The sequence below is a fragment of the Microbacterium telephonicum genome (assembly GCF_003651225.1).
Taxonomy (GTDB): domain Bacteria; phylum Actinomycetota; class Actinomycetes; order Actinomycetales; family Microbacteriaceae; genus Microbacterium; species Microbacterium telephonicum.
Genome location: NZ_RCDB01000002.1, coordinates 323,669 through 346,803, shown reverse-complemented (window position 1 = coordinate 346,803; position 23,135 = coordinate 323,669). Strand labels below are relative to the sequence as shown.

Below are 23,135 nucleotides of genomic sequence, written 5' to 3'. Positions count from 1 at the left end.
CGTACTCCCACTGTTAGGCTCCCCTCAGTCCATGCCCTCCTCCCTCGATGCGCGCGCTCACCGCGGCGAAGCAGTCACGGCCGCAGCCGCGCCGGACGCCGCCGCGGGCTCCGCCGTGCCCGGGACGGGCACCGGGCGCGCCACGGCCAAGACGATCCTGTTCGGCGAGCACGCGGTCGTGTACGGCCGGCCGGCCGTCGCCGTGCCGATCACCGCCATCCCGGTCACGGCGCTCGCCCGTCCCGTCGAGGGTCCCGCGAGCCTGCGCAGCGCGCTCTACCACGGGCGGCTCGACCGCATCCCGGAGCGGCTGCGGCCCACCGGCGCCGCGGTGTCGGCGGCGCTCGACGCTGTCGGGCGGCCGTCGGCGGGGGTGGCCGTGGAGGTGCGCTCCGAGATCCCGGCCGAGCGCGGGCTCGGTTCCAGCGCGGCCGTCGCCGCGGCGATCGTGACGGCCGTGAGCGCCGCGTTCGGTCGCACCCTGTCCCCCGACGAGCGGCATGAGCTCATCCAGATCGCCGAACGCGCCGCGCACGGCCGGCCGAGCGGCCTCGATGCCCGCAGCGTCGTCGCCACCGGTCCGGTCTGGTTCGAGGACGGCGCGGCCACGACGCTCGCGGTCGGCGGTCCGATGACGTTCGTGCTGGCCGACACCGGCGTCGCAGGGCGCACGCGCGAAGCCGTCGCCGCCGTGCGCGCCCTCCACGAGGAGCGCCCCGCACATGTCGACGCTCTGCTGGAGCGTCTCGGCGGGCTCGCCGCACAAGCCCGCGTCGCCCTCGGTACCGGCGACGCCGAGGCCGTCGGCGCCGCGATGACCGACGCGCACGCCGCGCTCAACGTGCTCGGCGTCGGCGACCCCGCCCTCGACCACCTCGTCGCCGCGGCCCGCACCGGCGGCGCGCTCGGCGCGAAACTCACCGGCGGTGGTCGAGGCGGCTGCATCGTGGCCGTCGCCCGCGACGCCGACCATGCCGACGACCTCGTCGCCCACCTGCGCGCCGCGGGCTCGCCCGCCGCGTGGAGCACCCACCTGGAGGCCTCCCGATGACCGTCCCGATCGACCTCCCGGCAGAACCCGGGGCCGAGGCCACCGCGCGCGCCCACCCCAACATCGCCCTCGTGAAGTACTGGGGCAAGGCCGACACCGCGCAGAACCTCCCGGCGACGGGAAGCCTGTCGATGACCCTCGACATCTTCCCGACCACCACGACCGTGCGTCTGGACGGGGCGCTCCCGGCCGACCGGGTCGTCCTGAACGCCGCCGAGCGCACGGGGGTCGTCGCCGATCGCGTCGTGCGCCTGCTCGACGAGGTGCGCGCGCTCGCCGGGAGCAGCATCCGCGCGCACGTCACCTCGATCAACACGGTCCCCTCGGCCGCAGGGCTGGCCTCCTCGGCGTCCGGCTTCGCGGCGCTGGCGACCGCGGCGGCCTCCGCGTACGGCCTCGACCTCGACGCCCGTGCACTGAGCCGACTCGCCCGGCGCGGATCGGGTTCGGCGGCGCGTTCCATCGTGCCGCGCTTCGCGGTGTGGCACGCCGGCACCGACGCGCAGTCCTTCGCCGAAGAGGTCGCCGCACCCGACCTCGCCATGGTCGTCGCGACGGTCGACGCCCGCGAGAAATCGGTGTCCAGCCGCGACGCGATGAAACGCACCGTGCTGACGTCGCCGTTCTACCCCGCGTGGGTCGACTCGACGGCGCAGAGCCTCGAGGCGGCCCTCGCCGCCTGCCGCGACGGCGACGCGGAGCGCCTCGGACGCATCACCGAGACCAACGCGCTGCGCATGCACGCCGTCATCCAGTCGTGCGACCCGCCCATCCGCTACCTCTCGCCCACCAGCGTCGCGCTGTTCGACCGCGCCGCCGAGCTGCGTGCCGACGGCATCGCGGCGTACGCGACGGCGGATGCCGGACCGAACGTCGTGCTGCTGTGCGCGGCCGACGCCGCCGAGACCGTGCGCGACCGCGTCGCGGACCTCGCCGAGGCCGTCGTCGCCCGCCCGGGTCCCGGTGCGATGCTCCTTCCGGCGAGCGAGCGTGTCGCCGGATGAGTGCGACGATCGTCGCGCGTGCGCCGGGCAAGCTGTTCGTCGCCGGTGAGTACGCCGTCGTCACCCCCGGCGAGCCCGCCGTGCTCGTCGCCGTCGACCGCTTCCTCACCGTCTCGCTGACCGAGACGACCGGCGCCGGCGGCATCCACTCGCCCGAGTCCGCCCGGCCCTCGCTGCGCTGGACGCGGGACGCGGGCGGTCTCGTCGTCGCCCCCGAGGACCACTCGTACGACTACGTGCTGTCGGCTCTCACGGTCATCGAGCGACTGCGCGCCGAGCGCGGCATCGCGCCGCGGCTGTACGACCTCACGATCGACAGCGGGCTCGACGACGCGTCGGGACGCAAGTTCGGGCTCGGGTCGTCGGCGGCCGTCACGGTCGCGACGATCCGAGCGATCGACCGGTTCTACCGCCTGGCGCTCGACCGGCGCACGCTGTACCAGCTCGCTCTGCTGGCCACCATCCGCATCGCACCGTCCGCATCCGGCGGGGATCTGGCGGCGAGCACGTTCGGTGGGTGGATCGGCTACCGCTCCCCCGACCGCGAGATGCTCCGCCGCCTTCTCGACGCTGGCGACGCCGTCGCCTCCGTGCTGGAATCCGACGCGTGGGAGCACCTCGAGATCGTGCGCCTCCGACCGCCGCGCGACCTCGGCTTCTTCGTGGGCTGGACCGGCGAGCCCGCTTCTACGGTGCGTCTCGTCGACGCGGTGGGGCGCGGCGCCGCCGTCGGAGCCGTCGACCATGCCGGCTTCCTCCGCGACTCGCGGGCGTGCGTGACCGATCTGTGGGCCGCCCTCGACGCCGGGGACGACGCCGCGACACTCGACGCCCTCCGGCGTGCCCGCGGCCTTCTGCAGGCTCTGGGCGCGCAGGCCGGGCTGGCCATCGAGACGCCCCGCCTTGCGGCGCTGTGCGACGCGGCGGAAACCGCCGGTGCGGCGGCGAAGTCGTCGGGCGCGGGCGGCGGCGACTGCGGCATCGTGCTGGCCCCGGCATCGGCCGACGTGCGCGGCATGCTCGACGCGTGGGAGGCTCAGGACATCCGCCGCCTCACCATCGCGGTGCATCCGCCGGAAGGAGGCGACGATGTCCTCTGAGCGCAAGGACGACCACCTGCGTCTCGCCGGCGACCAGTCGCGGCTCCCGCGCAGCGGCGCCGGTTTCGACGACATCGCCTTCGTGCACCACGCCCTCGCCGGCATCGACGTCGCCGACGTCGACCTGACCGTGCGGATGCCGGGCGGCCGCTGGGACGCGCCGCTGCTGATCAACGCGATGACCGGCGGTAGCGACGCGACCGGCAGGGTGAACCGCGAACTCGCGGTCGCCGCGCGCGAGACGGGACTGGCGATCGCGTCGGGGTCGGTGAGCATCGCCCTCGGCGACCCCTCGGTGGCGGGCACCTTCAGGGTGCTCCGCGATGAGAACCCCGACGGCTACGTGCTCGCGAACCTCGGCGTGGAGCGCAGCCCCGACGACGCGCGTCGCGCGGTGGACCTGCTGCAGGCCGACGCCCTGCAGGTGCACGTGAACGCGGTGCAGGAGATCGTCATGCCCGAAGGCAGCCGCTCCTTCGCCCGCTGGCCCGCCTCCTTGGAGGCGATCGTGGCCGCCGTCGACGTGCCCGTCGTCGTCAAGGAGGTCGGGTTCGGTCTCAGCGCCGACACGCTCGCCCTGCTGACCGACCTCGGTGTGGCCGCCGCCGATGTCGCCGGCCGCGGCGGCACCGACTTCGTGCAGATCGAGAACGCGCGGCGCCCCGAAGGCGGATACGAGCACCTCTTCGGCTGGGGTCAGACCGCCGTCGCATGCCTGCTCGAGGCCCCCGCCGACGCTCCCGTGCTGATCGCCTCCGGCGGGGTGCGGTCGCCGCTGGACGTCGTGCGCGCCCTCGCCCTCGGTGCCCGCGCCGTCGGCGTGTCCGGCGGGTTCCTGCGCACCGCCCTCGACGGCGGGGCCGAGGCACTCGTCGCGCAGATCCGCGAGTGGCAGGCCCACGTCGCGGCGCTGTGCGCATTGCTGGGCGCGGCGACCCCCGACGACCTGCTGCACACCGATGTGATCGTCGGCGGCGAGACCGCCGACTTCTGCCGCGCCCGCGGCGTGGACCTCGCCCCGTGGGCGGTCCGCAGCCGGGCGCACCGGGCCGAGACGGCCCGTCGAGAAAGGAGCCGGCATGACCGGTGAGACCCCCATCCCCACCAGCTGGGTGGGCCCCATCCGGCTGAGCGGCGACGTCGTCGGCGAGCAGTCGGTCCCGCTGGCCACCTACGAGTCGCCGCTGTGGCCATCGGTGGGCCGCGGCGCGCGTGTGTCTCGTCTCGTCGAGGACGGCATCCGCGTGAGCGTCGTCGACGAGCGCATGACCCGCTCCACCCTGTTCACCGCTCCGGATGCCGCGACCGCCGTCGCCGCCGCGCGCGCGATCACGGCGCGCATCGACGAGCTCGCCGCCGTCGTGAGCGCCCGCAGCCGCCACGCGCAGCTCATCGACATCGACACTGAGGTCGTCGGGCACCTGCTGTTCGTCCGCTTCGCGCTGCGCACCGGTGACGCGTCGGGCCACAACATGGTCACCCTCGCCGCCGAAGGCCTCATGGCGGCGATCCTCGCAAACCACCCCGAGCTGGAATACGGGTCGATCTCGGGCAACTTCTGCTCCGATAAGAAGGCGACCGCCGTCAACGGCATCCTCGGCCGCGGCCGCAGCGTCATCGCCGAGATCCTCATCCCCGCCGCGATCGTCGAAGACCAGCTGCGCTCGACCGCTGCGCGGATCGTCGCGCTGAACACCCGCAAGAACCTCGTCGGGTCGACCATCGCCGGCGCGCTGCGCTCGTCGAACGCGCACTACGCGAACATGCTGCTCGCGATCTACCTCGCGACCGGTCAGGATGCCGCCAACATCGTCGAGGGATCGCAGGGCATCACGTACGCCGAGGAACGGGACGGCGACCTGCTGTTCTCGTGCACCCTTCCGAACCTCATCGTCGGCACCGTCGGCAACGGGAAGGATCTGCCCGTCGTCGAGGACGCCCTGCAGCGCCTCGGCTGCCGCGAAGACCGCGAACCCGGCGCGAACGCCCGTCGCCTGGCCGCGATCGTCGCGGCTACCGTGCTCTGCGGCGAGCTGTCGCTGCTGGCCGCGCAGACCAACCAAGGAGAGCTGATGCAGTCCCACCTCTTGCTGGAGCGACGGACGGAGGCGGGCGCATGAGCGTGGCGTACGGCATCCACGACCTGTCGGTCGCCACCGGCAGCCGCGTGCTCGCGCTCGACTTGCTGGCCGAGTACAGCGGCATCGACCCCGACAAGTTCCGCCTCGGCCTCGGCCAGGAACGCTTGAGCGTGCTGGCCCCCGACGAGGACATCGTGACGATGGCCGCCGCCGCCGCCCTGCCGATCATCGAGCGGCACGGGTCCGACGACATCCGGGCCGTGCTGTTCGCGACGGAGTCCGGTATCGACCAGTCGAAGTCGGCCGCCGTCTTCGTGCACGAGCTGCTGGGACTGCCCCGCACGTGCCGGGTCGTCGAGTTCAAGCAGGCCTGCTACGGCGGCACCGCCGCGCTGCAGGCGGCGCTGGGCATGGTGGCGCGCGAGCCCGGCTCGCGGGTGCTCGTCATCGCCTCCGACGTCGCGCGCTATGCACTCGATTCGGCGGCCGAGGCGACGCAGGGCGCCGCGGCGGTGGCGCTGCTCGTCTCGGCCGATCCGGCACTCGTCGCCGTCGAGCCGGCCGCGGGTGTCTGGACGGCCGACATCGACGACTTCTGGCGGCCCAACGACAGCGACACGGCTCTCGTCGACGGCCGGCTGTCGGTGGACACCTACCTCGCCGCCGTCGTCGGCTCGTGGGACGACTACCGCGCCCGCGGCGGCGTCGACGTCGCCGACATCGACCTGTTCTGCCACCACCAGCCCTACACGCGCATGGCGCACAAGGCGCTGCGCGCCCTCGCCGCCCACACCGGCACCGAGATCGACGAGGCGCGTGTGGCGCCGTCGACGGTGTACAACCGGCAGATCGGCAACTCCTACACGGCGTCGCTGTTCCTCTCGCTGGCCGCCGTGCTCGACGGCGACGACGACCTGACGGGCCGGCGCGTCGGCCTCTACAGCTACGGTTCGGGCGCGACGGGCGAATTCCTCGCCGTCAGCGTGCAGCCGGGCTACCGTGCACACACCCGCGCGGCCGCGACCTTGGCGGCCCTCGCCGCCCGCACCCCCATCGACATCGCGACCTACCGCAGCCTGCACGCCGGGGCCACCCACCGCTCCGCGGTCGACACCGAGATCGCCCCGGCATCGGACGGGCCGTTCCGCTTCCGCGGCATCACCGGACGCGCCCGTCACTACGAGCGCGTCTGACCCGACCGACGCGTCGCACCGTCGACGCGTGCACTTCTCAGGACGGATCGACGCGCAGACGCCAGCCCGCCCCGTCGTTCTGCCGCCACCGTAGGTCGGGCGGGTCATCCGTCCTGAGAAGTGAACGGCCGACGCGTCCGGGCCGACGGCGCCCGGGCCGGATCAGGCGGTCGCGGTGGTCGCCGCCTCGGTGAGGCCACCATCGACCGAGCGGGAGGCGCGGATGGGGTGACCCGGCGTCGTGAGGCACTTGCCGGAAGCGAGGTCCCACTTCCAGTCGTGGAGCGCGCACGTGAGCACTCCGTCCTCGATCTTTCCGGTCTTGGTGAGGTCGGCGCGCAGGTGCGGGCAGCGACGCTGCACCGTCCAGTCGCCGATCTCGGCGTCTTCGGTCTGGTCGGACTGCTCCGAGTACCAGTTCTCGACGTACTCGATGCGGTCGCGCGAGAGGCACTTGAGGAAGGTCGTCAGGAACTCGTTGAACTTGCCCGAGCGGCCGACCTCGAACTGCATCGATAGGAAGATCGAGTTCGACCAGTCGATCTCGTGGTCGGCGATGTTCGTCGAGACGAGGTCGGCGGGGATCGTGTACCAGTAGATGCACTCCTCCCCCGCGTACTCGCGCACCTTGGCACGCGGGAAGTCGACGACCATGTCGAGGTCGCCGATGCGGAAGCGCACGTTGCCGCCGACGCCGTTGCGGATGGTGCGCGCCCGGCGCAGCAGCGGCTCCCACCACTCCTTGATCGCCGCGAGCATCTCCTCGGGCGGCAGGACCGGCGCGCGCGTCGCGATCTCGGCCTGCACTTCGGCCTGCCGGCTGTCGCGCTGCTCGGCGAGATACGCCCACTTGTCGGTGAACATGCGCTCGATCTCGGCATCCGTGTACAGCGTCTGGGTGATCTCCAGCTCGCCGCCGACGAGGTCGAGCTGCGTGCCGGGGACGAACAGGTGTCCCTTCTGGTCGGGACGTTCCGCGGCCATGTGCGCGAGGAACTGCGCCTGATCGGTGAAGATCGAGTCGTCCTCGAGCCCCCAGCCGTTGTAGCGGAACAGCTCTTCGCGCAGGAACATCGGCGGACCGGCCATGGGGAACACGTGCGGGGCGTCGACCTTGTCGATGTAGTACATCGCGCGCTTGTTCTGCGCATCGCGCTTGAGCTGGGCGAAGTTCTGCTTCGCGTCCTGCGGCAGGTCGTAGACCATCGGCCACCAGATGGCGCCGCTGACCTGCGTGAAGTACGCGTCGGGCTTGGAGAAGGCCAGCAGCTTCTCGAGGTCGAGCGGGTGCGAGTCGTTCTGGTTGAGGATCGACGCCGTGCCGTCGTCGACCGACAGCGACGAGTCGCCGATCGGGCCGTCGCTGGGGGCACGCAGCGGGGTCACCATGATGCTGACGCCGCCGAAGTCGGTGGGCACGCCCGCCTGCATGTAGACGAGGTTGTCGTACCCGAGCGCGCGCAGGTCGGTTTCGAGGTCGTCCGTCGGATACTCCGGAAGGAGCACGCGGATGTCCTTGCGGACGTGACGCTCGAGCAGCTTCGGGTCGAAGTGGTCGCGGTGGCGGTGCGAGATGTAGAGGAAGTCGGCGGCGCCGAAGCGCTCCCAGTCCAGGCCCCTGTTGTCGGGGAAAGGGAACCAGGAGCCGAAGAAACTGGGTCCGACGACGGGGTCGCAGAGGATGCTCCCGCCCGCCGTCTCGATGAACATCCCGGCGTGGCCCAAGCCCGTGATCCGCATGACTACCTCCTGTCGAGCCCGTCGAGTCTACGCGAGCGCTGTCGGGAACCCTGGGTGCCGGGCCGACCGGACCGGCAGGGTCAGGCCAGCAGCCCGCGGATGTCGTCGGCCGTCAACGCCGTCGAGAAGGCGCCGTCGGAGTCGAGCACGGCGTCGAACAGTCGCGCCTTGCGCTGCTGCAGTTCGAGCACCTTCTCCTCGATGGTCCCGGCGGCGATGAGCCGGTAGACGGTGACCGGACGCGTCTGCCCGATGCGGTGCGCCCGATCGATCGCCTGCTGCTCGGCGGCGGGGTTCCACCACGGGTCGAGCAGGAAGACGTAGTCCGCTTCGGTGAGCGTGAGCCCCACGCCGCCGGCCTTCAGGCTGATGAGGAACACCGGCGCGTCGCCGCCGCGGAAGGCGTCGACGACCGCATCTCGCCGCAGGGTCGACCCGTCCAGGCGCACCGAGGCGATGCCGTGCCGGGTCAGGTCGGCTTCGACGATGTCGAGGTAGGAGGTGAACTGGCTGAACACGAGTGCGCGGTGCCCCTCGGCCGCCAGCTCGCCCAGACGCTCGCGCAGGGTGTCGAGTTTGCTCGATCCGAGACCCGGGCCGCCGGCATCCACGAGCGCCGGCGCCAGCGCCAGCATCCGCAGCAGGGTGAGCGAGCGGAAGACGATGAAGCGATGGCTGTCGAGATCGTCGAGCAGCCCCAGCACCTTGCGTCGTTCGCGCTGCAGCACGCGCTCGTACACGGCACGGTGGCCGCTGGTGAGCTCCACCCGCACGTCCTGCTCCTGCCTCGGCGGCAGGTCGGCGGCGACGAGGTCTTTCGTCCGTCGCAGCAGGAACGGACGGATGCGGCGGCGCAGGCGCGCGAGCCGGCGTTCGCGCGCGGGTCCGCCCTCGAGATTCTCGTCGACCTTGCCGTGCTCGATGGGTTTGACGTACTCGTCGCGGAACCGGCGCGCCGACGGGAACAGCCCGGGCGAGGTGAGGGAGAGGAGGGCCCACAGGTCGACGATGCTGTTCTCCAGCGGCGTGCCGGTGACGGCGAATCGCGCGGTCGCACGCAGGTCGAGGGCGGCGCGGTGCACACGCGTGCGGGGGTTCTTGAGCGCCTGTGCCTCGTCGAAGACGACCGTCGACCAGGTCGTGGCGGCGTAGGCCGCGGCGTCGAGGCGCAGGAGCGCGTAGGAGGTGACCACGACGTCGGCGTCGATCGTGTCGGGGCGTACGCCGGTGCCGGTGACGACGTGCACGCGGAGGCCGGGGGCGTGACGGGCCGCCTCGTCGCGCCACGCGGTCACGACCGACGTGGGCGCAACGACGAGCGCGGGCGGGCCGTCGGTGCCGGCGTCGAGCGCGTGCAGGAGCAGCGCGAGCACCTGCACCGTCTTGCCCAGGCCCATGTCGTCGGCGAGGATGCCGCCGAGTCCGGCGCCGCGCAGGGACGCGAGCCACCGGAATCCGTCGGCCTGGTACGGCCGCAGCGTGGCCGTGAGGCCGTCCGGCACGGCCGTCGGTCCCTCCGCATCCGTCGCCCGGCCGTCGCGGAACGCGGCGACCGCGCTGCGCCAGCTCGTCGCGGGCTGCGCCTGGTCGGCGAGGTCCTCGAAGTCCTCCCAGAACTCGACGTGGTAGCGGCTGATCCGCGGTCCCGCCTCCCACTCAACGAGGTCCCGCGACTCGTCGATGAGGTCCCGCAGACGGTCGAGCGCCGGGTGCGAGAGCGAGAAGTACGCGCCGTCGGAGAGGAGGATCTTCTTGCGCCGCTGGGCGAGCGCCGTGAACAGCGGACGGAACGGGATGCTGCGGCCGTCGACCTCGACGACGACGCCGAGCTCGAACCAGTCGGCATCCGTGGACTCGACCGTCGTCACGGCGATGCGGGGGTCGCCCCGCAACTCCCGGTAGTCGCGGCGGATGCCGGACAGCTCGATCCGGAGGTCGTCGAGCGCTTCGAGCGCGGGCAGCGTCTGCGCGATGAAGATGGCCGCGTCGATGCCGGACAGGTGGCCGGCGGGGGCGAAGGCGAGGTCGGATGCCGCCTCCCACGCCGCAGCGAGGGAACGGCGCAGGGTGCGTCGCTCGTCGTCGTCGGGTCGGGTGTCGCCGTCGAGGGCGGTGCGTCCGCTGCCGGGCGTGTGCCACGCGAAGGCGTAGTCGACGAGGTCGCGGGGCTGTTGGTCGACGGTGAGGACCAGGACCGTGCGCTCCGGCGGTGGGAGCCGCACGCCGCGACCGGCCGTGACCTCGGTCTCGCGGGCCAACCGCGGGTACGCGGTGCGCAGGAATTCGTCGCGATCGGCGGCCGGGATGTGCAGCGGGCCGCCGGTGGCGAGCACCGCGCGGGTCGCGGGACCGAGGCCGACGGGGGCGAGTCCCACCCGCAGCGCCGACCCGTCGCGCTCGACCGTGTACACGCCGACGCCGCCGATGGGGCGGGCGCGCGTGGCGGGCGGCTCATCGCCCAACCGGACGACGGGCGTCAGCATGAGCCCGTCGCGTTCGTTCGCTGCGCTGACTCCGGCGTCGTGCGCGCGCGGCGCCCGATCGACCCGGAACTCGACGGTGGCGGCATCCGCGAGCGAGAGTTGCTGGTCGGCGCGGGTGGAGACCAGAGGGATGCCGAGCGCGGCCGCCGCGCGCAGATGGGGCCAGAGCAGCACCGAGTCGACACCGTCGAGGGTCAGCCAGTCGGAATCGCCGTAGCCGCCGAACACGCGGACGTCGTGGGCGATGCCGTACAGGGTCGTGAACCAGCGCAGCCGTGCGGGGTCGAGCCGCCAGGCGCCGCGCCGCAGCGACTCCCACGTCGCCTCGCCCTGCACCCAGTCATCGCGGGCGGCGCTGGGCACGAGCGGACGCACCGCGAGCCGCAGCTCGCCGTCGCCGGTCTCGACGGCGCGCGGCGTTGCCGGTTGCACCCGACGCGGACCCCAGTGCGCCGAACCGCCGCCCTCGCGCACCCGCAGCTGCACGCCGAGGGCGATGCGGTCGTCCGACACCGGCTCCGCGGCGAGGACGGTGCGCCAGGACGGCACGCGATCGGGGGTCACCGCGTCATCCTGTCAGCAGGCTCCGACAGCAGGTCGTCAGTTGGAACGTGCGATCCGGGCCAGCACACCGTGCACGAACGCGCCCGAGTCGTCGGTCGAGAACTCCTTGGCGAGTTCCACGGCCTCGTCGATCGCGACCGCCGTCGGCACCTCGTCGTTGTGCAGGATCTCCCACACGCCGATGCGCAGGATGGCACGGTCGACAGCCGGCATCCGCTCGATCTTCCAATCGCGGGCGTGAGTGACGATCTGCTCGTCGATCTCGTCGCGGGCATCGACGATGCCGTCGACGATCTCGCGCGCGTACAGCCACGACGCCTCGCGGGCCGGTTCGCCGGCGGCGCGCTTGGCCTCGGCTGCGAGGGTGACGGCGAGGTCGTCGCCGCGCACGTCGCTGGAGAACAGGATGTCGAGGGCGCGCTTACGTGCCTTGGATCGGGCGCTCATGCGGTGCGGCCGCGATCAGTTGACGCGGCCGAGGTAGTCGCCCGTGCGGGTGTCGACCTTGACCTTCGTGCCGGTCTCGAGGAACAGCGGAACCTGGATCTCGTAACCGGTCTCGACGGTGGCGGGCTTGGTGCCCGCCGACGAGCGGTCGCCCTGCAGGCCCGGCTCGGTGTAGGTGATCTCGAGCACGACGGATGCCGGAAGCTCGATGTAGAGCGGGTTGCCGTTGTTGAGCGCGATCTGCACCTGCTGGTTCTCGAGCAGGAAGTTCGCCGCGTCGCCGACGGTCGCGGCGCCCACCGTGAGCTGGTCGTAGTCGGCGACGTCCATGAAGACGAAGCCCTCGCCGTCGTTGTAGAGGTAGGTGAAGTCGCGGCGGTCGACGTTCTCGGTCTCGATCTTCGCGCCCGCGTTGAACGTCTTGTCGACGACCTTGCCGCTCATGACGTTCTTGAGCTTGGTGCGCACGAACGCGCCGCCCTTGCCGGGCTTGACGTGCTGGAACTCCACGACGCTCCAGAGCTGTCCGTCGATGTTGAGGACGACGCCGTTCTTGATGTCTGCGGTGGATGCCATGAGTGTGGAGTTTCCGTTCGTGGAGTCTGCGGTGTGTCGCTGCGCGGAGCGCGGAGCGGACCAGCATCCGATTCTACGGGATGCCGGGGTTCGGGCGTGTGGGGCGCCCCGCCGCCAGCGTGGGCCGGCGTTGCTTCGGAGATCCGCAGTTCTTCGGAGCTGTTGCCCGGTGAGCGTCCGAAGAAGCGCAGATCTCCGAAGTTGCGCCGTGGTCTCAGCCGTCGGCGTGGCCGGTGATGACGTCGAGGAGCAGTCGGGTGGCGTGCGCGTAGCCGGCGACGCCCTCCCCGATGACGTGGACGACCGCGACATCGCGCACGTACGAGTGATGGCGGAACTCTTCCCGCGCGTACACGTCGGAGACATGCACCTCGGCGACGGGCAATGCGACGCTACTGAGCGCGTCACGGAGGACCACCGACGTGTGCGTCAGACCGCCCGGGTTGATGACGATGCCGGCGCAGTCGGGCCGTGCCTCGTGGATCGCGTCGATGAGCACGCCCTCGTGGTTGGACTGCACCGCGCGCACCTCGAAGCCGGATGCCGCCGCGGTGTCGACGACGAGCCTCTCGACGTCGGCGAGGGTCTCGGAGCCGTAGATCTCGGGCTCTCGCGTGCCCAGCAGATTGAGGTTCGGACCGTTCACGAGCAGCAGTCGGCGGGGCGTGTCCACGTCAGCACCCTATCGTCGCGACGCGCGCCGGACGTGTGGATGGATGCGGCGCGCAACAGGCCCGAGTCGCTACGGTGACGTCATGCCCCGCCCGAGGATCGTCGTCGCCGCGCTCGTCGCGACGCTTGCCCTCGCGGGCTGCACGCCGTCCCCCGAGCCCACGCCATCGCCCACCGGCTTCGCCTCCGAGGAGGAGGCCTTCGCCGCCGCCGAGGCCACGTACCGCGCCTACGTCGATGCGCTGAATCAAGTCGACACTCGAAATCCTGAGACCTTCGAGCCGGTGTACTCGTGGCTCGCCGGCGAAGCGCTGGCTGCTTCTAAGAAGACCTTTTCGGCGATGCACGCCGATGACTGGCAGGTTGCGGGCGTAAGCGTCCTGGCTTCAGCGCGACCTGTGACCCACGACAATTCCGGTGTGATTATGGCCGTTTGCCTTGACGTCAGCCAAGTTGAAGTCACTGACGCATCTGGAGCTTCAGTGGTTTCGCCGGAGCGGGTCGATGTTCAGCCACTACTTATTGCTCTGAGCCCCGCAGATTCAGCTACCGGCCTAGTCGTCTCAAGCAGCGAAACCGACGGTGACCGCGCATGCGACTAACTGCTTGCGTGCTCGTCGGGGCCCTTTCGCTCTCGGCGGCGCCGGGTGTGATAACGAGCGCTGCCGATTCACCATGCGGGGCTGAGGCAGCTTGGACGGGTTGCCCATCCGTGACTAACGACGGCTCGGCGGTTACGGTGACGGGGACCTCTCCCGGATCGGGTGGCAGCGGTGGCTCAAGCGATCGGACTCCGGAAGATGAATACGACCCGGACGCACCCGCCCCGCCCGAGGTCTGTAACGACCCGCTGAACCGGTGCGGGACGTACGAGGTGGTGCTGTTGCGGCCGACCCTCGAGGATGTCGCGCGGTTCGCGCCGACGTCGCATCCGCTCGTCGATGAGCCCGATGGTGTCGGGATCGTCGGGATGCCCGTGAACTTCGTCGTGTCGGCATCCGCCCACGAAGTCGCGGGCACGCTCTTCGACCTGCCCGTGACGGTGCGCTTCACGCCCGTCGGGTACACGTTCGCGCACGGCGACGGCACGAGTCGCACGTCGACGACGGGTGGACGGTCGTGGTCGGCGCTGGGCGTTCCGCAGTTCACGTCGACCGACACGAGTCACGCGTACGCCGAGCGCGGAACGTTCACGGCGACCACGACGGTGCAGTATGTGGCCGACGTCGACCTCGGCTCGGGGTGGACGCGCGTCCCCGGCACGCTGTCGACACCGGGCGGCACCGCGACGCTGCGCATCGTCGAGGCGCGCACGGCCCTCGTCGAGCGCACCTGCCTCGAAGATCCCACCGGCCCCGGCTGCTGACTACTCGCCGATCTCCTGATAGGCGGCGAACAGGAGCGACTCGTCGGGGGCCTGCAGCACTGTGGGCTTGCCGATCTCGTCGAGCACGATGAAGCGCAGCATCGAGCCGCGGGTCTTCTTGTCGCGCTGCATCGTCGCCAGCAGTTGACGCCACGCCCCGGACCGGTACCCGGTCGGCAGGCCCAACGTCTCGAGGATGTCGCGGTGACGCTGCGCGGAAGCGTCGGAGAGACGCCCGGCCAGGCGCGACAGCTCCGCGGCGAACATCATCCCCACCGAGATCGCGGCGCCGTGACGCCACTGATAGCGCTCGGAATGCTCGATCGCGTGACCGAGCGTGTGCCCGTAGTTGAGCACCTCCCGCAGCCCGGCCTCGCGCAGGTCCTCCCCCACGACACGTGCCTTCATGTCGATCGCGAGTTCGATGCACCGGCGGAACGCGTCGCTGTGCGGGTCGACCACGGCGACCGGGTCGGCCTCGATGAGGTCGAGGATCTCGGGGTACCAGATGAACCCGGCCTTCACGACCTCGGCGAAACCGGCGACGCGCTCGTTGTGCGAGAGCGAATCGAGCAGGTCGAGGTCGCAGATCACCGCGCGCGGCGGCCAGAACGCGCCGACGAGATTCTTGCCCTCGGCGGTGTTGATGCCGGTCTTGCCACCGACGGCGGCATCGACCATCCCCAGCACCGTCGTCGGAACCTGCACGACGGCGACCCCGCGCAGCCACGTCGCCGCGACGAACCCGGCGACGTCGGTGACGGCCCCGCCGCCGAAGCCGACGACGGCGTCGGTGCGCGTGAAGTCGGCCTGCCCCATCACCTGCCAGCAGAACGCGGCGACCTCCACGCGCTTGCCGGCTTCGGCATCCGGGATCTCGGCGAGCAGCACCTGACGCTCACCGCCGCCCATCAGCCGCTCCCGCAGGTCGGCGGCCGCCGCGGCGAGCGTCGGCGGGTGCACGACCAGCACCTTCGTCGCGGCGGGGGGCAGCGCCGTGCCGACGAGGCCCAGGATGCCGCGTCCGATCGTGATGTCGTAGGGCTGGTCGCCCGCGACGGTGATGACGGTGTTCTCGGTCATGCGTGCTCTCCCGTGGTGCTCGGATGCGGCGACGCCCACGCGACGACCGCGTCGACGACGCCCTGCAGCGGACCCGACGACGTGTCGAAGGTGACGTCGGCGAGGCGCGCGTACAGGTCGCGGCGGGTCTCGTAGACGGCGTTCCACCGCGCCACGGCGTCGTCCCCGCCGTCACCGGCGCTCCCGAGGAGCGGCCTGGCTCCCCCGCGGATGCGGCCCGCGATGATCGCCGGGTCGACGGTCAGCAGCACGACACGGTGCGCGCGCAGGGCCTCCTGGGTCTGCGGGTCGAGCACCGCTCCCCCGCCGAGCGCGACGACTCCGCCCTGGGCGAGGCCGGTCGCGACAGCGTCGCGCTCCAGTTCCCGGAACCGCGTCTCCCCGTGCATCGCGAAGATGTCGGCGATCGGCCCGTGCCCGCGCACGACGGCGGCGTCGCTGTCGTAGAAGGGCACCCCCAGCGCCTTCGCGACGCGCTTGCCGACACTCGTCTTGCCCGCACCCATCGGTCCGATGAGTACGATCGCGGCCTCGCTCATCCGAGCGAGGCGTCGCTGCCGGCGGCGGTGTGCAGGTTCGCGGGGATGGCGGCGAGGTAGCCCTCGAGGTTGCGACGCGTCTCGGCCACCGAGTCGCCGCCGAACTTCTCGAGCACGACGTCGACGAGCGTGATCGCGACCATAGCCTCGGCGACGACGCCGGCCGCGGGGACGGCGCAGACGTCGGAGCGCTGGTGGTGCGCGGTCGCGGCCTCGCCGGTGGCGACGTCGATCGTGCGCAGCGCGTGCGGCACGGTCGCGATCGGCTTCATGCCGGCGCGCACGCGCAGCACGGTGCCGGTCGACATGCCGCCCTCGGTGCCGCCCGCCTTGTCGCTGGCGCGCGTGATCTCGCCGTCGGCGGTGAACAGCTCGTCGTGGGCGGCAGACCCGCGTCGGCGGGTGGTCTCGAACCCGTCGCCGACCTCGACGCCCTTGATCGCCTGGATGCCCATGAGCGCCTGCGCGAGCTTCGCGTCGAGACGGCGGTCCCACTGCACGTGCGATCCGAGCCCCGGAGGCAGGCCGTAGGCGAGCACCTCGACGATGCCGCCGAGCGTGTCGCCGTCCTTCTTGGCCGCGTCGACCTCGGCGACCATGGCGGCCGACGTGGCGGCGTCGAAGCACCGCAGCGGGTCGGCGTCCAGCGCGTCGACGTCGTCGGGGGTCGGGAGGGCCGCATCCGCCGGCGACTGCACCGGGCCGATCGACAGCGTGTGGCTGACCAGACGGATGCCGAGCTCGCCGAGGAAGGAGCGTGCGACGGCTCCGAGCGCGACGCGTGCGGCCGTCTCCCGGGCGCTCGCGCGCTCGAGGATCGGGCGGGCCTCGTCGAAGCCGTACTTCTGCATGCCGACGAGGTCGGCGTGGCCGGGGCGGGGGCGCGTGAGGGCGGCGCCGCGACCGCGGGACATGTCGGTGAGCTCGACCGGCTCCGCGCTCATGACCTCGGTCCACTTGGGCCACTCGGTGTTGCCGATGCGCAGCGCGATGGGGCTGCCGAGGCTGTAGCCGTGGCGCACACCGGACGAGATCGTCAGCTCGTCCTCTTCGAACTTCATGCGCGACCCGCGCCCGTAGCCGAGCTTGCGGCGGGCGAGGTCGGCTTGGATCGCGGCGCGCGAGACGGGGACGCCCGCGGGCAGACCCTCCATCATGGCGACCAGTTCGGGACCGTGCGATTCGCCGGCGGTGAGGACGCGGAGCATTCGCCTATCCTCCCACGAGCGCGCGGCGCATGACGTCGATGACGTCATGCTCGGCGGGCAGCGGGGTGTCGACGTCGCCGGTCGCGAAGACGCGGATCTGCAGCACGGCCTGCTGCAGCAGCATCCCGGTGCCGTCGAGCGTCCGCGCTCCGACGCGCCCCCACGCGCGCGTGAGATCGGTCTGCCCGTGCCCGTAGACCACGTCGAACAGCAATCCTCCCGAAGCGGCGAGTGTGTCGGCGATGTCGGTGTCGACGGCGGCCGACCCGGGGAGCGTCGCGAAGGTGACGGTGACCGGATGCCGGTCCGCGTCGCTCAGCGGCGCGGCGGTCACGACGAGACCGAGCCGCTCCCCCAACGCCGTGAGGGGCGCGACGGCGTCGGGGCGCCGCGCGAGCACCTCGACGTCGCGTGCTCCGAGCTCCGCGACGGCGACGAGCGCCGAGGTCGCGGTGGCGCCGGCTCCGACGATGCGGGCGCGGTCGACGCTCGTGATGCCGGCATCCGCGAGGGCGCGCACGATGCCCCCGACGTCGGTGTTCCAGCCGCGCGGTCCGTCAGACGTGAGCAGCAGGGTGTTGACGGCGCCCGTCGCCTCGGCGCGCGCGTCGCGCCAGACGGATGCCGCGTGCGCGACACCCTTGAGCGGCATAGTGCACGAGAGACCTCGGAACGAGTCGTCGAGGCCGCTCAGCTCGCCGGCGAATCCAATGTCGTCGACACGGCGCCGACCGTACTCCCACGGCAACTGCAGCTGCGCGTACGCCGCGGAGTGCAGCGCCGGTGAGAGGCTGTGGGCGATGGGGTCGCCCCAGACCTCGAGCCGCGAGCGATCAGCAGCCACGGTTGTCGTTGTCGGCGCACCACTGATCCCACTGGGCGATGCCCTGTTGGTGCTCCTCGTACGTCGCCGAGAAGATCGTCTCGCCGGTGTCCATGTTCCAGGTGACGAAGTACAGCCAGTCGCCGTCGGCCGGGTGCATGGCCGCGTCGATCGCGGTGTCGCCCGGGTTCGAGATGGGACCGACCGGCAGACCGTCGACGACGTAGGTGTTCCAGGGGTTGTCGTCTTCGAGCGCCTCGGCCGACGAGCTCACCGTGCCGTCGTGCATCTCCCCGTAGCCGTATTGCGCCGTCGAATCCATCTGCAGCTTCATGCCGTCGGCGAGGCGGTTCGCGATGACGCGGGACACCTTGTAGAAGTCCTCTTCCAACCGCGCCTCGCGCTGGATGATCGACGCGGTCGTGAGCACCTGCTGCCGCTGCTCGACGGGTACTCCGGCCGTGTCGAGCGACCGCACGGTGCGGTCGACGAGGGTCTGGATCACCTGCTGCGCGGTGACGCCGGGGTCGAAGGTGTAGGTGGCGGGGAACAGCCAGCCCTCCAGCGGCTGACCCCCCGCGGCGACGACCGCCTGGTCGACCGGCACGCCGTACACCGACGGGTCGGCGACGGCGGCCTGGAAGTCCTCGACTGCGATGCCGGTGGCATCGGCGAGGATCGGCAGCGAACCCGCCACCGTGAGGCCTTCGCGCAGCTGTGCGGTGTTCTCGAGCTTGTTCGCCGGGTCTTCCAGCGCAGCCAGCGCGGCCGCGGACGTCATCTTCTGCTGCAGTCGGTAGGCGCCGGGATAGAACGTCGGCTCGAGACCCTCGTCGACGAGGTGCTGGTAGAACGCGGTCGGGGTCTTCGTCACCCCCGCGTCGAAGAGCGTCTGCGAGATCGTCGAGGGGATGTCGCCGTCGGCGATCGTGACGGTCACCTCGCCGGTGGCCTCACCGTCGACGTAGTCGCGGGGCTCCTCCCACCCCATGACCTTGCGGATCTGCGGTTCGTAGGTGTTCCAGACGTAGAACCCGCCCCCGACGATGCCGCCGATGATCGCGAGCACGACGCCCAGTACGACCCACTTCGCGATCCGGCTCTTGCGCTTGTCGGCATCGTGCCGCTTCTGGCGCGACAGTCGGTCCTCGTGCTGGTCGGCGCCGAACAGGGCGTCGATGGTGCCGGCGCCGCCGGCTTCCGCCCCCGGGGTCGCCCAGACGGCACGGGGTTCTTCCGCCGCGGGCGCCGAGGTGGCGCGGGGGGCGACGACCGGTTGTGCGGGCGGGGTCGGTGCCGCAGAGGCCGCGGCGGACGGCCGACCCGTGTCGCCGTCGACGGCGTGCGGCCCGGTCGCCGCGGCGGCCTCACGTGCGGCGCGACGGCTGCCGGGCGCGGGGGCGGCCGCATCCGTCTCAGCGTCGCGGCGGGGGGCGGCGGGCTCCGGCTGCGACGCGCGCGGCGCTTCGGCGCGGGGCTGCTCGGCCCCTCGCGCACTCGGGAGCTTGCTGAAGAGGTCGGCGAACTGATCGTCGTTCGACGGCTGGTCGGGCATCAGTGCGTCTCCTGCGTGTCTTCCAGGGGCGTCCCGGCCGGGTTTCCGGAGCGCTTCTCGACGTCGATCGCCTGCTGCAGCAGGACGACCGCGGCGACCTGGTCGACAATCCTACGAGACGACTTCTGCGACCGCCCGGCATCGCGCAGTGCGGCGTGGGCCGAGACCGTGCTCAGACGCTCGTCCACGAGCCGCACCGGAAGTCCGGATGCCGCCGCCACGGCGCGGGCGAAGCTGACCGCGTCGTCGGTGGACGCCGTCGACCCGCCGCTGAGACTCAGCGGGAACCCGACCAGCATCTCGATGACGTCGTACTCGCTGGCGATCGCCACGACGCGCCCCACCGAGGCATCATCGCGCGGGACCGTCTCGACGGGGACGGCCAGCATCCCGTCGGGGTCGCACCGGGCCACCCCGACACGCGCCTTGCCGACGTCGATGCCCAGTCGCGCGCCGCGCCGGAAGCCCGTCACCCGGCGGCCAGTCCCGCCGTCACGGCCTGCAGCGCCGCGGGGATCGCCGCGACATCGGCGCCACCGCCCTGCGCGACGTCGTCACGGCCGCCGCCGCCACCGCCCAGCGCCGCCGCGGCGGCCTTGGCGAGCACGCCGGCCTTGGCGCCGGCCGCGCGGGCGGCGTCGTTGGTCGCGACGATCACGACGGGACGGCCGTTCACCTCGGCGGCGAGGGCGACGACGGCCGCCTCGCTGCCGAACCGGTCGCGCACCTGCACGGCCAGTGTGCGGAGGTCGTCGCCGGACCCGGCCGTGCCGATCGACTGCGCGACGAGCAGCTGGGACCCCACCCGGGTGGCCGTCTCGGCCAGCTGGGGTGCGCGGTCGCCGAGCGCCTTCGCCTCGAACTGGGCGATCTTCTTCTCGGCGGCCTTGAGGTTCGCCTGCAGTTCCGCGATGCGGGCGGGCAGCTCGTCACGGGGAGCCTTGAGGCTCGAAGTGAGCTGGGAGACGATCGCGCGCTCGGCGGCGAGCTCGCGGAACGCGTTCTGCCCGACGAGGGCCTCGACACGGCGCGTGGACGCGCCGACCGACGACTCGCCGACGAGCGAGATCAGCCCGATCTCGGCCGAGCTGGACACATGGGTGCCGGCGCAGAGCTCACGCGACCACGGACCGCCGATGTCGACCATCCGCACGGTGTCGCCGTACTTCTCGCCGAACAGCGCCATCGCGCCGAGCTCCTTGGCCTCGGCCAGCGGCAGCACGCGTGTGGTGACCTCGAGGTTGTCGCGCACGGCGTTGCCGGCGATCTCCTCGATCTCGGACTTCGTCGCATCCGACAGCGCCTGGCCCCACGCGAAGTCGAAGCGCATGTAGCCGGCACGGTTGAGCGACCCGGCCTGCGTCGCGCCCTTGCCGAGCGTGTCGCGCAGGGCGGCGTGGACGAGGTGGGTGGCCGAGTGCGCCTGGCGGGCGGCGCGCCGGTTGGCGACATCCACGACGGTCGTGGCGGGCTGGCCGACGCCGACCTCGCCGCTGGCGACCTCGACGGTGTGGCTGATGAGTCCCGGGACGGGCTTCTGCACGTCGAGCACGTCGAGTTCGAACCCCGGCCCGACGATGACGCCCTTGTCGGCGACCTGGCCACCGCTTTCGGCGTACAAGGCGGTCTCGGCCAGGATCACCTCGGCGATCTGGCCCGCCGTCGCGCGCTGCGCGGGGTGGCCGTCGACGAGGATGCCGAGGATGCGCGACTCGGTCTCGAGGTCGGTGTAGCCGGTGAACACCGTCTCACCCTGCGCGCGGAAGTCGCGGTACACGCTGGTGTCGGCGAGCTGGCGCTTGCGCGAGCGCGCGTCGGCCTTCGCGCGGGCGCGCTGCTCCTGCATGAGGGTGTCGAACGCGGCGCGGTCGACGCTGATGCCGGCTTCCTCGGCGATCTCGAGGGTGAGGTCGATCGGGAACCCGTAGGTGTCGTGCAGCAGGAAGGCCTGCGAACCCGACAGCTCCGCTCCGCCGGCGGCCTTGGTCTGCGCGACCGACTCGTCGAGGATCTCGGACCCCGCCGCGAGCGTGCGCAGGAAGGTGGCCTCCTCGGCGAGGGCGTACGCCGACAGGCGGTCGTACTCCTCGCCGACGATCGGGTAGGCGTCCTTCATCGCGTCCCGCGATGCGGCGAACAGGTCGGCGAAGGTCGGGCCGTCCACGCCCAGCAGACGCATGGCGCGGATCGCGCGGCGCATGAGGCGCCGCAGGATGTAGCCGCGTCCCTCGTTGGAGGGGGTCACGCCGTCGGAGAGCAGCATGAGCGAGGAGCGCACGTGGTCGGCGATGACGCGGAAACGCACGTCGTCCTCGTGGTCGGCGCCGTAGGTGCGTCCGGACAGCTCCACCGCCTTGTCGAGCACGGGACGCACCTGGTCGGTCTCGTACATGTTGTCGACGCCCTGCTTGAGGAACGCGATGCGCTCGAGGCCCATGCCGGTGTCGATGTTCTTCGCGGGCAGCTCGCCGACGATCGTGAAGTCGTACTTGCTCTTCACGTCGGTGATCTCGTACTGCATGAACACGAGGTTCCAGATCTCGACGTAGCGGTCGTCGTCGGTCGCCGGGCCCCCGTCGATGCCGTACGCGGGTCCGCGGTCGAAGAAGATCTCCGAGCAGGGTCCGGCGGGTCCGGGAAGGCCGGTCGACCAGTAGTTCGTGTCCTTGCCGAGGCGCTGGATGCGCTCGTCGGGCAGGTCGGTCAGACGCAACCACAGATCGCGCGCCTCATCGTCCTCTTCATAGACGGTGACCCACAGATCCTTCGGGTCGAAGCCGAGCCCGCCGTCGGCCTCGGGCGTCGTCAGCAGCTCCCAGGCGTAGCGGATGGCGCCTTCCTTGAAGTAGTCGCCGAACGACCAGTTGCCGAGCATCTGGAAGAACGTGCCGTGGCGCGGAGTCTTGCCGACCTCTTCGATGTCGTTGGTGCGGATGCACTTCTGGTTGTCGGCCGCCCGCTTGTACGGCGCCGGGACATCGCCCGACAGGTAGGGGATGAAGGGCACCATGCCGGCGACCGTGAACAACAGGGCGGGGTCGTCGGTGACGAGCGAGGCCGAGGGGACGATCGTGTGCCCCTGCTTCTCGAAGTAGGTCAGGTAGCGCTGCGCGATCTCGGCGGTCTTCATGCACGGTCTTTCTGCGGGCACGCGTCGACGACGGGCGTCGGCGCGCGACGGGATGGGGAGGGAGTCAGTCGGAGAGCTTCGCGGCGGCGCCGCGCGCGGTGTCGGCGACCGTATCGGCGGCGTCGGAGGCGGCATCCGAGACGGCGGACGCCACGTCGCCGGCGACGTCGGAAGCGCGCGAGGCGGCATCCGAGACGGCGTCGGCGGCACGACCGGCCACATCGCCGGCCGCCTGCTTGGCGCTCTCGACGAGCCCGGCGATCTGCGCCTCCTGCTCGCGGTACGCGTCGGCGATCCGGTCGGTGAACTCGGAGATGCGCGCGTCGACCTCGGCGAGCAGCTCGTGGCCGCGCGGGTCCTTGTTGACCAGGTGGGCCGCGACGAAACCGCCGGCGAGCCCCACGACGAACCACAGCACGTTCTTCATGCGAACCATGCTAGAGCCAAATGCAGGAAGGGCGCCGGGGTGACCCCCGACGCCCTTCCCGAGCGGTTCGCTGAGTATCAGCGCGCGGCGTAG

General features: G+C 71.7%; 21 protein-coding genes. 8 read left to right on the top strand and 13 right to left on the bottom strand.

The features are described from left to right. Positions 1-31: 31 nt before the first annotated feature. From mvk to C7474_RS06585, 6 genes are read left to right on the top strand one after another with little or no spacing between them, the layout of a single operon-like run. On the top strand, positions 32-1,051 hold the full coding sequence (mvk, locus tag C7474_RS06610) for a mevalonate kinase (protein WP_121058226.1): 1,020 nt from the start codon (positions 32-34) through the stop codon (positions 1,049-1,051). Beyond that, positions 1,048-2,055 carry a diphosphomevalonate decarboxylase gene (mvaD, locus tag C7474_RS06605; protein ID WP_121058224.1) on the top strand — a complete coding sequence of 336 codons (1,008 nt, stop codon included), beginning with the start codon at positions 1,048-1,050 and terminating at the stop codon, positions 2,053-2,055. The genes mvk and mvaD overlap by 4 nt, the downstream gene beginning before the upstream one ends. Beyond that, the gene (locus C7474_RS06600) at positions 2,052-3,155 is read left to right on the top strand and encodes a phosphomevalonate kinase (RefSeq protein ID WP_121058222.1); all 1,104 of its coding nucleotides are present in this window, start codon (positions 2,052-2,054) and stop codon (positions 3,153-3,155) included. Before mvaD ends, C7474_RS06600 begins: the two co-directional genes overlap by 4 nt. Next, a complete protein-coding gene (gene fni, locus C7474_RS06595; RefSeq protein ID WP_121058220.1) occupies positions 3,145-4,245 on the top strand; it encodes a type 2 isopentenyl-diphosphate Delta-isomerase in 1,101 nt (366 codons plus the stop codon). Before C7474_RS06600 ends, fni begins: the two co-directional genes overlap by 11 nt. Then, complete coding sequence (locus tag C7474_RS06590; RefSeq protein ID WP_121058218.1) at positions 4,235-5,275, top strand: hydroxymethylglutaryl-CoA reductase; 1,041 nt, start codon at positions 4,235-4,237, stop codon at positions 5,273-5,275. The genes fni and C7474_RS06590 overlap by 11 nt, the downstream gene beginning before the upstream one ends. Beyond that, positions 5,272-6,429, top strand: coding sequence for a hydroxymethylglutaryl-CoA synthase (locus C7474_RS06585; protein ID WP_121058216.1), 1,158 nt, complete (start codon positions 5,272-5,274; stop codon positions 6,427-6,429). Before C7474_RS06590 ends, C7474_RS06585 begins: the two co-directional genes overlap by 4 nt. Before the next feature lie 162 nt (positions 6,430-6,591). Here the strand turns inward: C7474_RS06585 and C7474_RS06580 are convergent, their stop codons facing one another. The 5 genes from C7474_RS06580 to aroQ all read right to left on the bottom strand — a co-directional run bounded on the left by C7474_RS06580 (position 6,592) and on the right by aroQ (position 12,912). Further along, positions 6,592-8,169, bottom strand: a complete 1,578-nt coding sequence (locus C7474_RS06580) for a Rieske 2Fe-2S domain-containing protein (RefSeq protein ID WP_121058214.1) — start codon at positions 8,167-8,169, stop codon at positions 6,592-6,594. An 80-nt stretch (positions 8,170-8,249) separates the two neighbouring features. Beyond that, complete coding sequence (locus C7474_RS06575; RefSeq protein ID WP_241965150.1) at positions 8,250-11,216, bottom strand: DEAD/DEAH box helicase; 2,967 nt, start codon at positions 11,214-11,216, stop codon at positions 8,250-8,252. A 36-nt stretch (positions 11,217-11,252) separates the two neighbouring features. Then, positions 11,253-11,663, bottom strand: coding sequence for a transcription antitermination factor NusB (gene nusB / locus C7474_RS06570; protein WP_121058212.1), 411 nt, complete (start codon positions 11,661-11,663; stop codon positions 11,253-11,255). Between the two features lie 15 nt (positions 11,664-11,678). Then, positions 11,679-12,239 carry an elongation factor P gene (efp, locus tag C7474_RS06565; protein WP_121058210.1) on the bottom strand — a complete coding sequence of 187 codons (561 nt, stop codon included), beginning with the start codon at positions 12,237-12,239 and terminating at the stop codon, positions 11,679-11,681. A gap of 214 nt (positions 12,240-12,453) precedes the next feature. After that, positions 12,454-12,912, bottom strand: coding sequence for a type II 3-dehydroquinate dehydratase (gene aroQ, locus C7474_RS06560; protein WP_121058208.1), 459 nt, complete (start codon positions 12,910-12,912; stop codon positions 12,454-12,456). 82 nt (positions 12,913-12,994) lie between these two features. Here aroQ and C7474_RS06555 point away from each other — a divergent pair, with 82 nt between their 5' ends. Both C7474_RS06555 and C7474_RS06550 read left to right on the top strand, forming a co-directional pair. Continuing rightward, entirely contained in the window at positions 12,995-13,513 is a 519-nt protein-coding gene (locus C7474_RS06555; protein WP_121058206.1) for a hypothetical protein, read from the top strand. A gap of 281 nt (positions 13,514-13,794) precedes the next feature. Further along, complete coding sequence (locus tag C7474_RS06550; protein ID WP_158597305.1) at positions 13,795-14,277, top strand: hypothetical protein; 483 nt, start codon at positions 13,795-13,797, stop codon at positions 14,275-14,277. Here the strand turns inward: C7474_RS06550 and aroB are convergent, their stop codons facing one another. From aroB to C7474_RS06510, 8 genes are all read right to left on the bottom strand, one after another. Next, the gene (aroB, locus tag C7474_RS06545; protein ID WP_121058202.1) at positions 14,278-15,360 is read right to left on the bottom strand and encodes a 3-dehydroquinate synthase; all 1,083 of its coding nucleotides are present in this window, start codon (positions 15,358-15,360) and stop codon (positions 14,278-14,280) included. After that, positions 15,357-15,899, bottom strand: a complete 543-nt coding sequence (locus C7474_RS06540) for a shikimate kinase (RefSeq protein WP_121058200.1) — start codon at positions 15,897-15,899, stop codon at positions 15,357-15,359. Before C7474_RS06540 ends, aroB begins: the two co-directional genes overlap by 4 nt. Continuing rightward, positions 15,896-17,107, bottom strand: coding sequence for a chorismate synthase (gene aroC, locus C7474_RS06535; protein WP_121058198.1), 1,212 nt, complete (start codon positions 17,105-17,107; stop codon positions 15,896-15,898). Before aroC ends, C7474_RS06540 begins: the two co-directional genes overlap by 4 nt. 4 nt (positions 17,108-17,111) lie before the next feature. Continuing rightward, positions 17,112-17,951 (bottom strand): shikimate dehydrogenase family protein, encoded by an 840-nt coding sequence (locus tag C7474_RS06530; protein ID WP_121058196.1) that lies wholly within the window; start codon positions 17,949-17,951, stop codon positions 17,112-17,114. After that, the gene (gene mltG, locus C7474_RS06525) at positions 17,941-19,485 is read right to left on the bottom strand and encodes an endolytic transglycosylase MltG (protein ID WP_121058195.1); all 1,545 of its coding nucleotides are present in this window, start codon (positions 19,483-19,485) and stop codon (positions 17,941-17,943) included. The genes C7474_RS06530 and mltG overlap by 11 nt, the downstream gene beginning before the upstream one ends. Next, positions 19,485-19,958 (bottom strand): Holliday junction resolvase RuvX, encoded by a 474-nt coding sequence (gene ruvX / locus C7474_RS06520; RefSeq protein WP_121058193.1) that lies wholly within the window; start codon positions 19,956-19,958, stop codon positions 19,485-19,487. Before ruvX ends, mltG begins: the two co-directional genes overlap by 1 nt. Continuing rightward, the gene (alaS, locus tag C7474_RS06515) at positions 19,955-22,615 is read right to left on the bottom strand and encodes an alanine--tRNA ligase (protein WP_121058190.1); all 2,661 of its coding nucleotides are present in this window, start codon (positions 22,613-22,615) and stop codon (positions 19,955-19,957) included. The genes ruvX and alaS overlap by 4 nt, the downstream gene beginning before the upstream one ends. Positions 22,616-22,679: 64 nt before the next feature. Further along, positions 22,680-23,042 carry an ATPase gene (locus C7474_RS06510; protein WP_121058188.1) on the bottom strand — a complete coding sequence of 121 codons (363 nt, stop codon included), beginning with the start codon at positions 23,040-23,042 and terminating at the stop codon, positions 22,680-22,682. Positions 23,043-23,135: the final 93 nt, after the last annotated feature.

Bases quoted from the DNA above. Each gene is read 5' to 3' on its own strand.
- C7474_RS06510 (WP_121058188.1), bottom strand. From the start codon at position 23,042: ATGAAGAACGTGCTGTGGTTCGTCGTGGGGCTCGCCGGCGGTTTCGTC.
- alaS (WP_121058190.1), bottom strand. From the start codon at position 22,615: ATGAAGACCGCCGAGATCGCGCAGCGCTACCTGACCTACTTCGAGAAG.
- C7474_RS06585 (WP_121058216.1), top strand. From the start codon at position 5,272: ATGAGCGTGGCGTACGGCATCCACGACCTGTCGGTCGCCACCGGCAGC.
- C7474_RS06590 (WP_121058218.1), top strand. From the start codon at position 4,235: ATGACCGGTGAGACCCCCATCCCCACCAGCTGGGTGGGCCCCATCCGG.
- efp (WP_121058210.1), bottom strand. From the start codon at position 12,239: ATGGCATCCACCGCAGACATCAAGAACGGCGTCGTCCTCAACATCGAC.
- nusB (WP_121058212.1), bottom strand. From the start codon at position 11,663: ATGAGCGCCCGATCCAAGGCACGTAAGCGCGCCCTCGACATCCTGTTC.
- fni (WP_121058220.1), top strand. From the start codon at position 3,145: ATGTCCTCTGAGCGCAAGGACGACCACCTGCGTCTCGCCGGCGACCAG.
- aroB (WP_121058202.1), bottom strand. From the start codon at position 15,360: ATGACCGAGAACACCGTCATCACCGTCGCGGGCGACCAGCCCTACGAC.
- mvaD (WP_121058224.1), top strand. From the start codon at position 1,048: ATGACCGTCCCGATCGACCTCCCGGCAGAACCCGGGGCCGAGGCCACC.
- mltG (WP_121058195.1), bottom strand. From the start codon at position 19,485: ATGCCCGACCAGCCGTCGAACGACGATCAGTTCGCCGACCTCTTCAGC.
- C7474_RS06580 (WP_121058214.1), bottom strand. From the start codon at position 8,169: ATGCGGATCACGGGCTTGGGCCACGCCGGGATGTTCATCGAGACGGCG.
- C7474_RS06540 (WP_121058200.1), bottom strand. From the start codon at position 15,899: ATGAGCGAGGCCGCGATCGTACTCATCGGACCGATGGGTGCGGGCAAG.
- mvk (WP_121058226.1), top strand. From the start codon at position 32: ATGCCCTCCTCCCTCGATGCGCGCGCTCACCGCGGCGAAGCAGTCACG.
- aroC (WP_121058198.1), bottom strand. From the start codon at position 17,107: ATGCTCCGCGTCCTCACCGCCGGCGAATCGCACGGTCCCGAACTGGTC.
- C7474_RS06555 (WP_121058206.1), top strand. From the start codon at position 12,995: ATGCCCCGCCCGAGGATCGTCGTCGCCGCGCTCGTCGCGACGCTTGCC.
- C7474_RS06600 (WP_121058222.1), top strand. From the start codon at position 2,052: ATGAGTGCGACGATCGTCGCGCGTGCGCCGGGCAAGCTGTTCGTCGCC.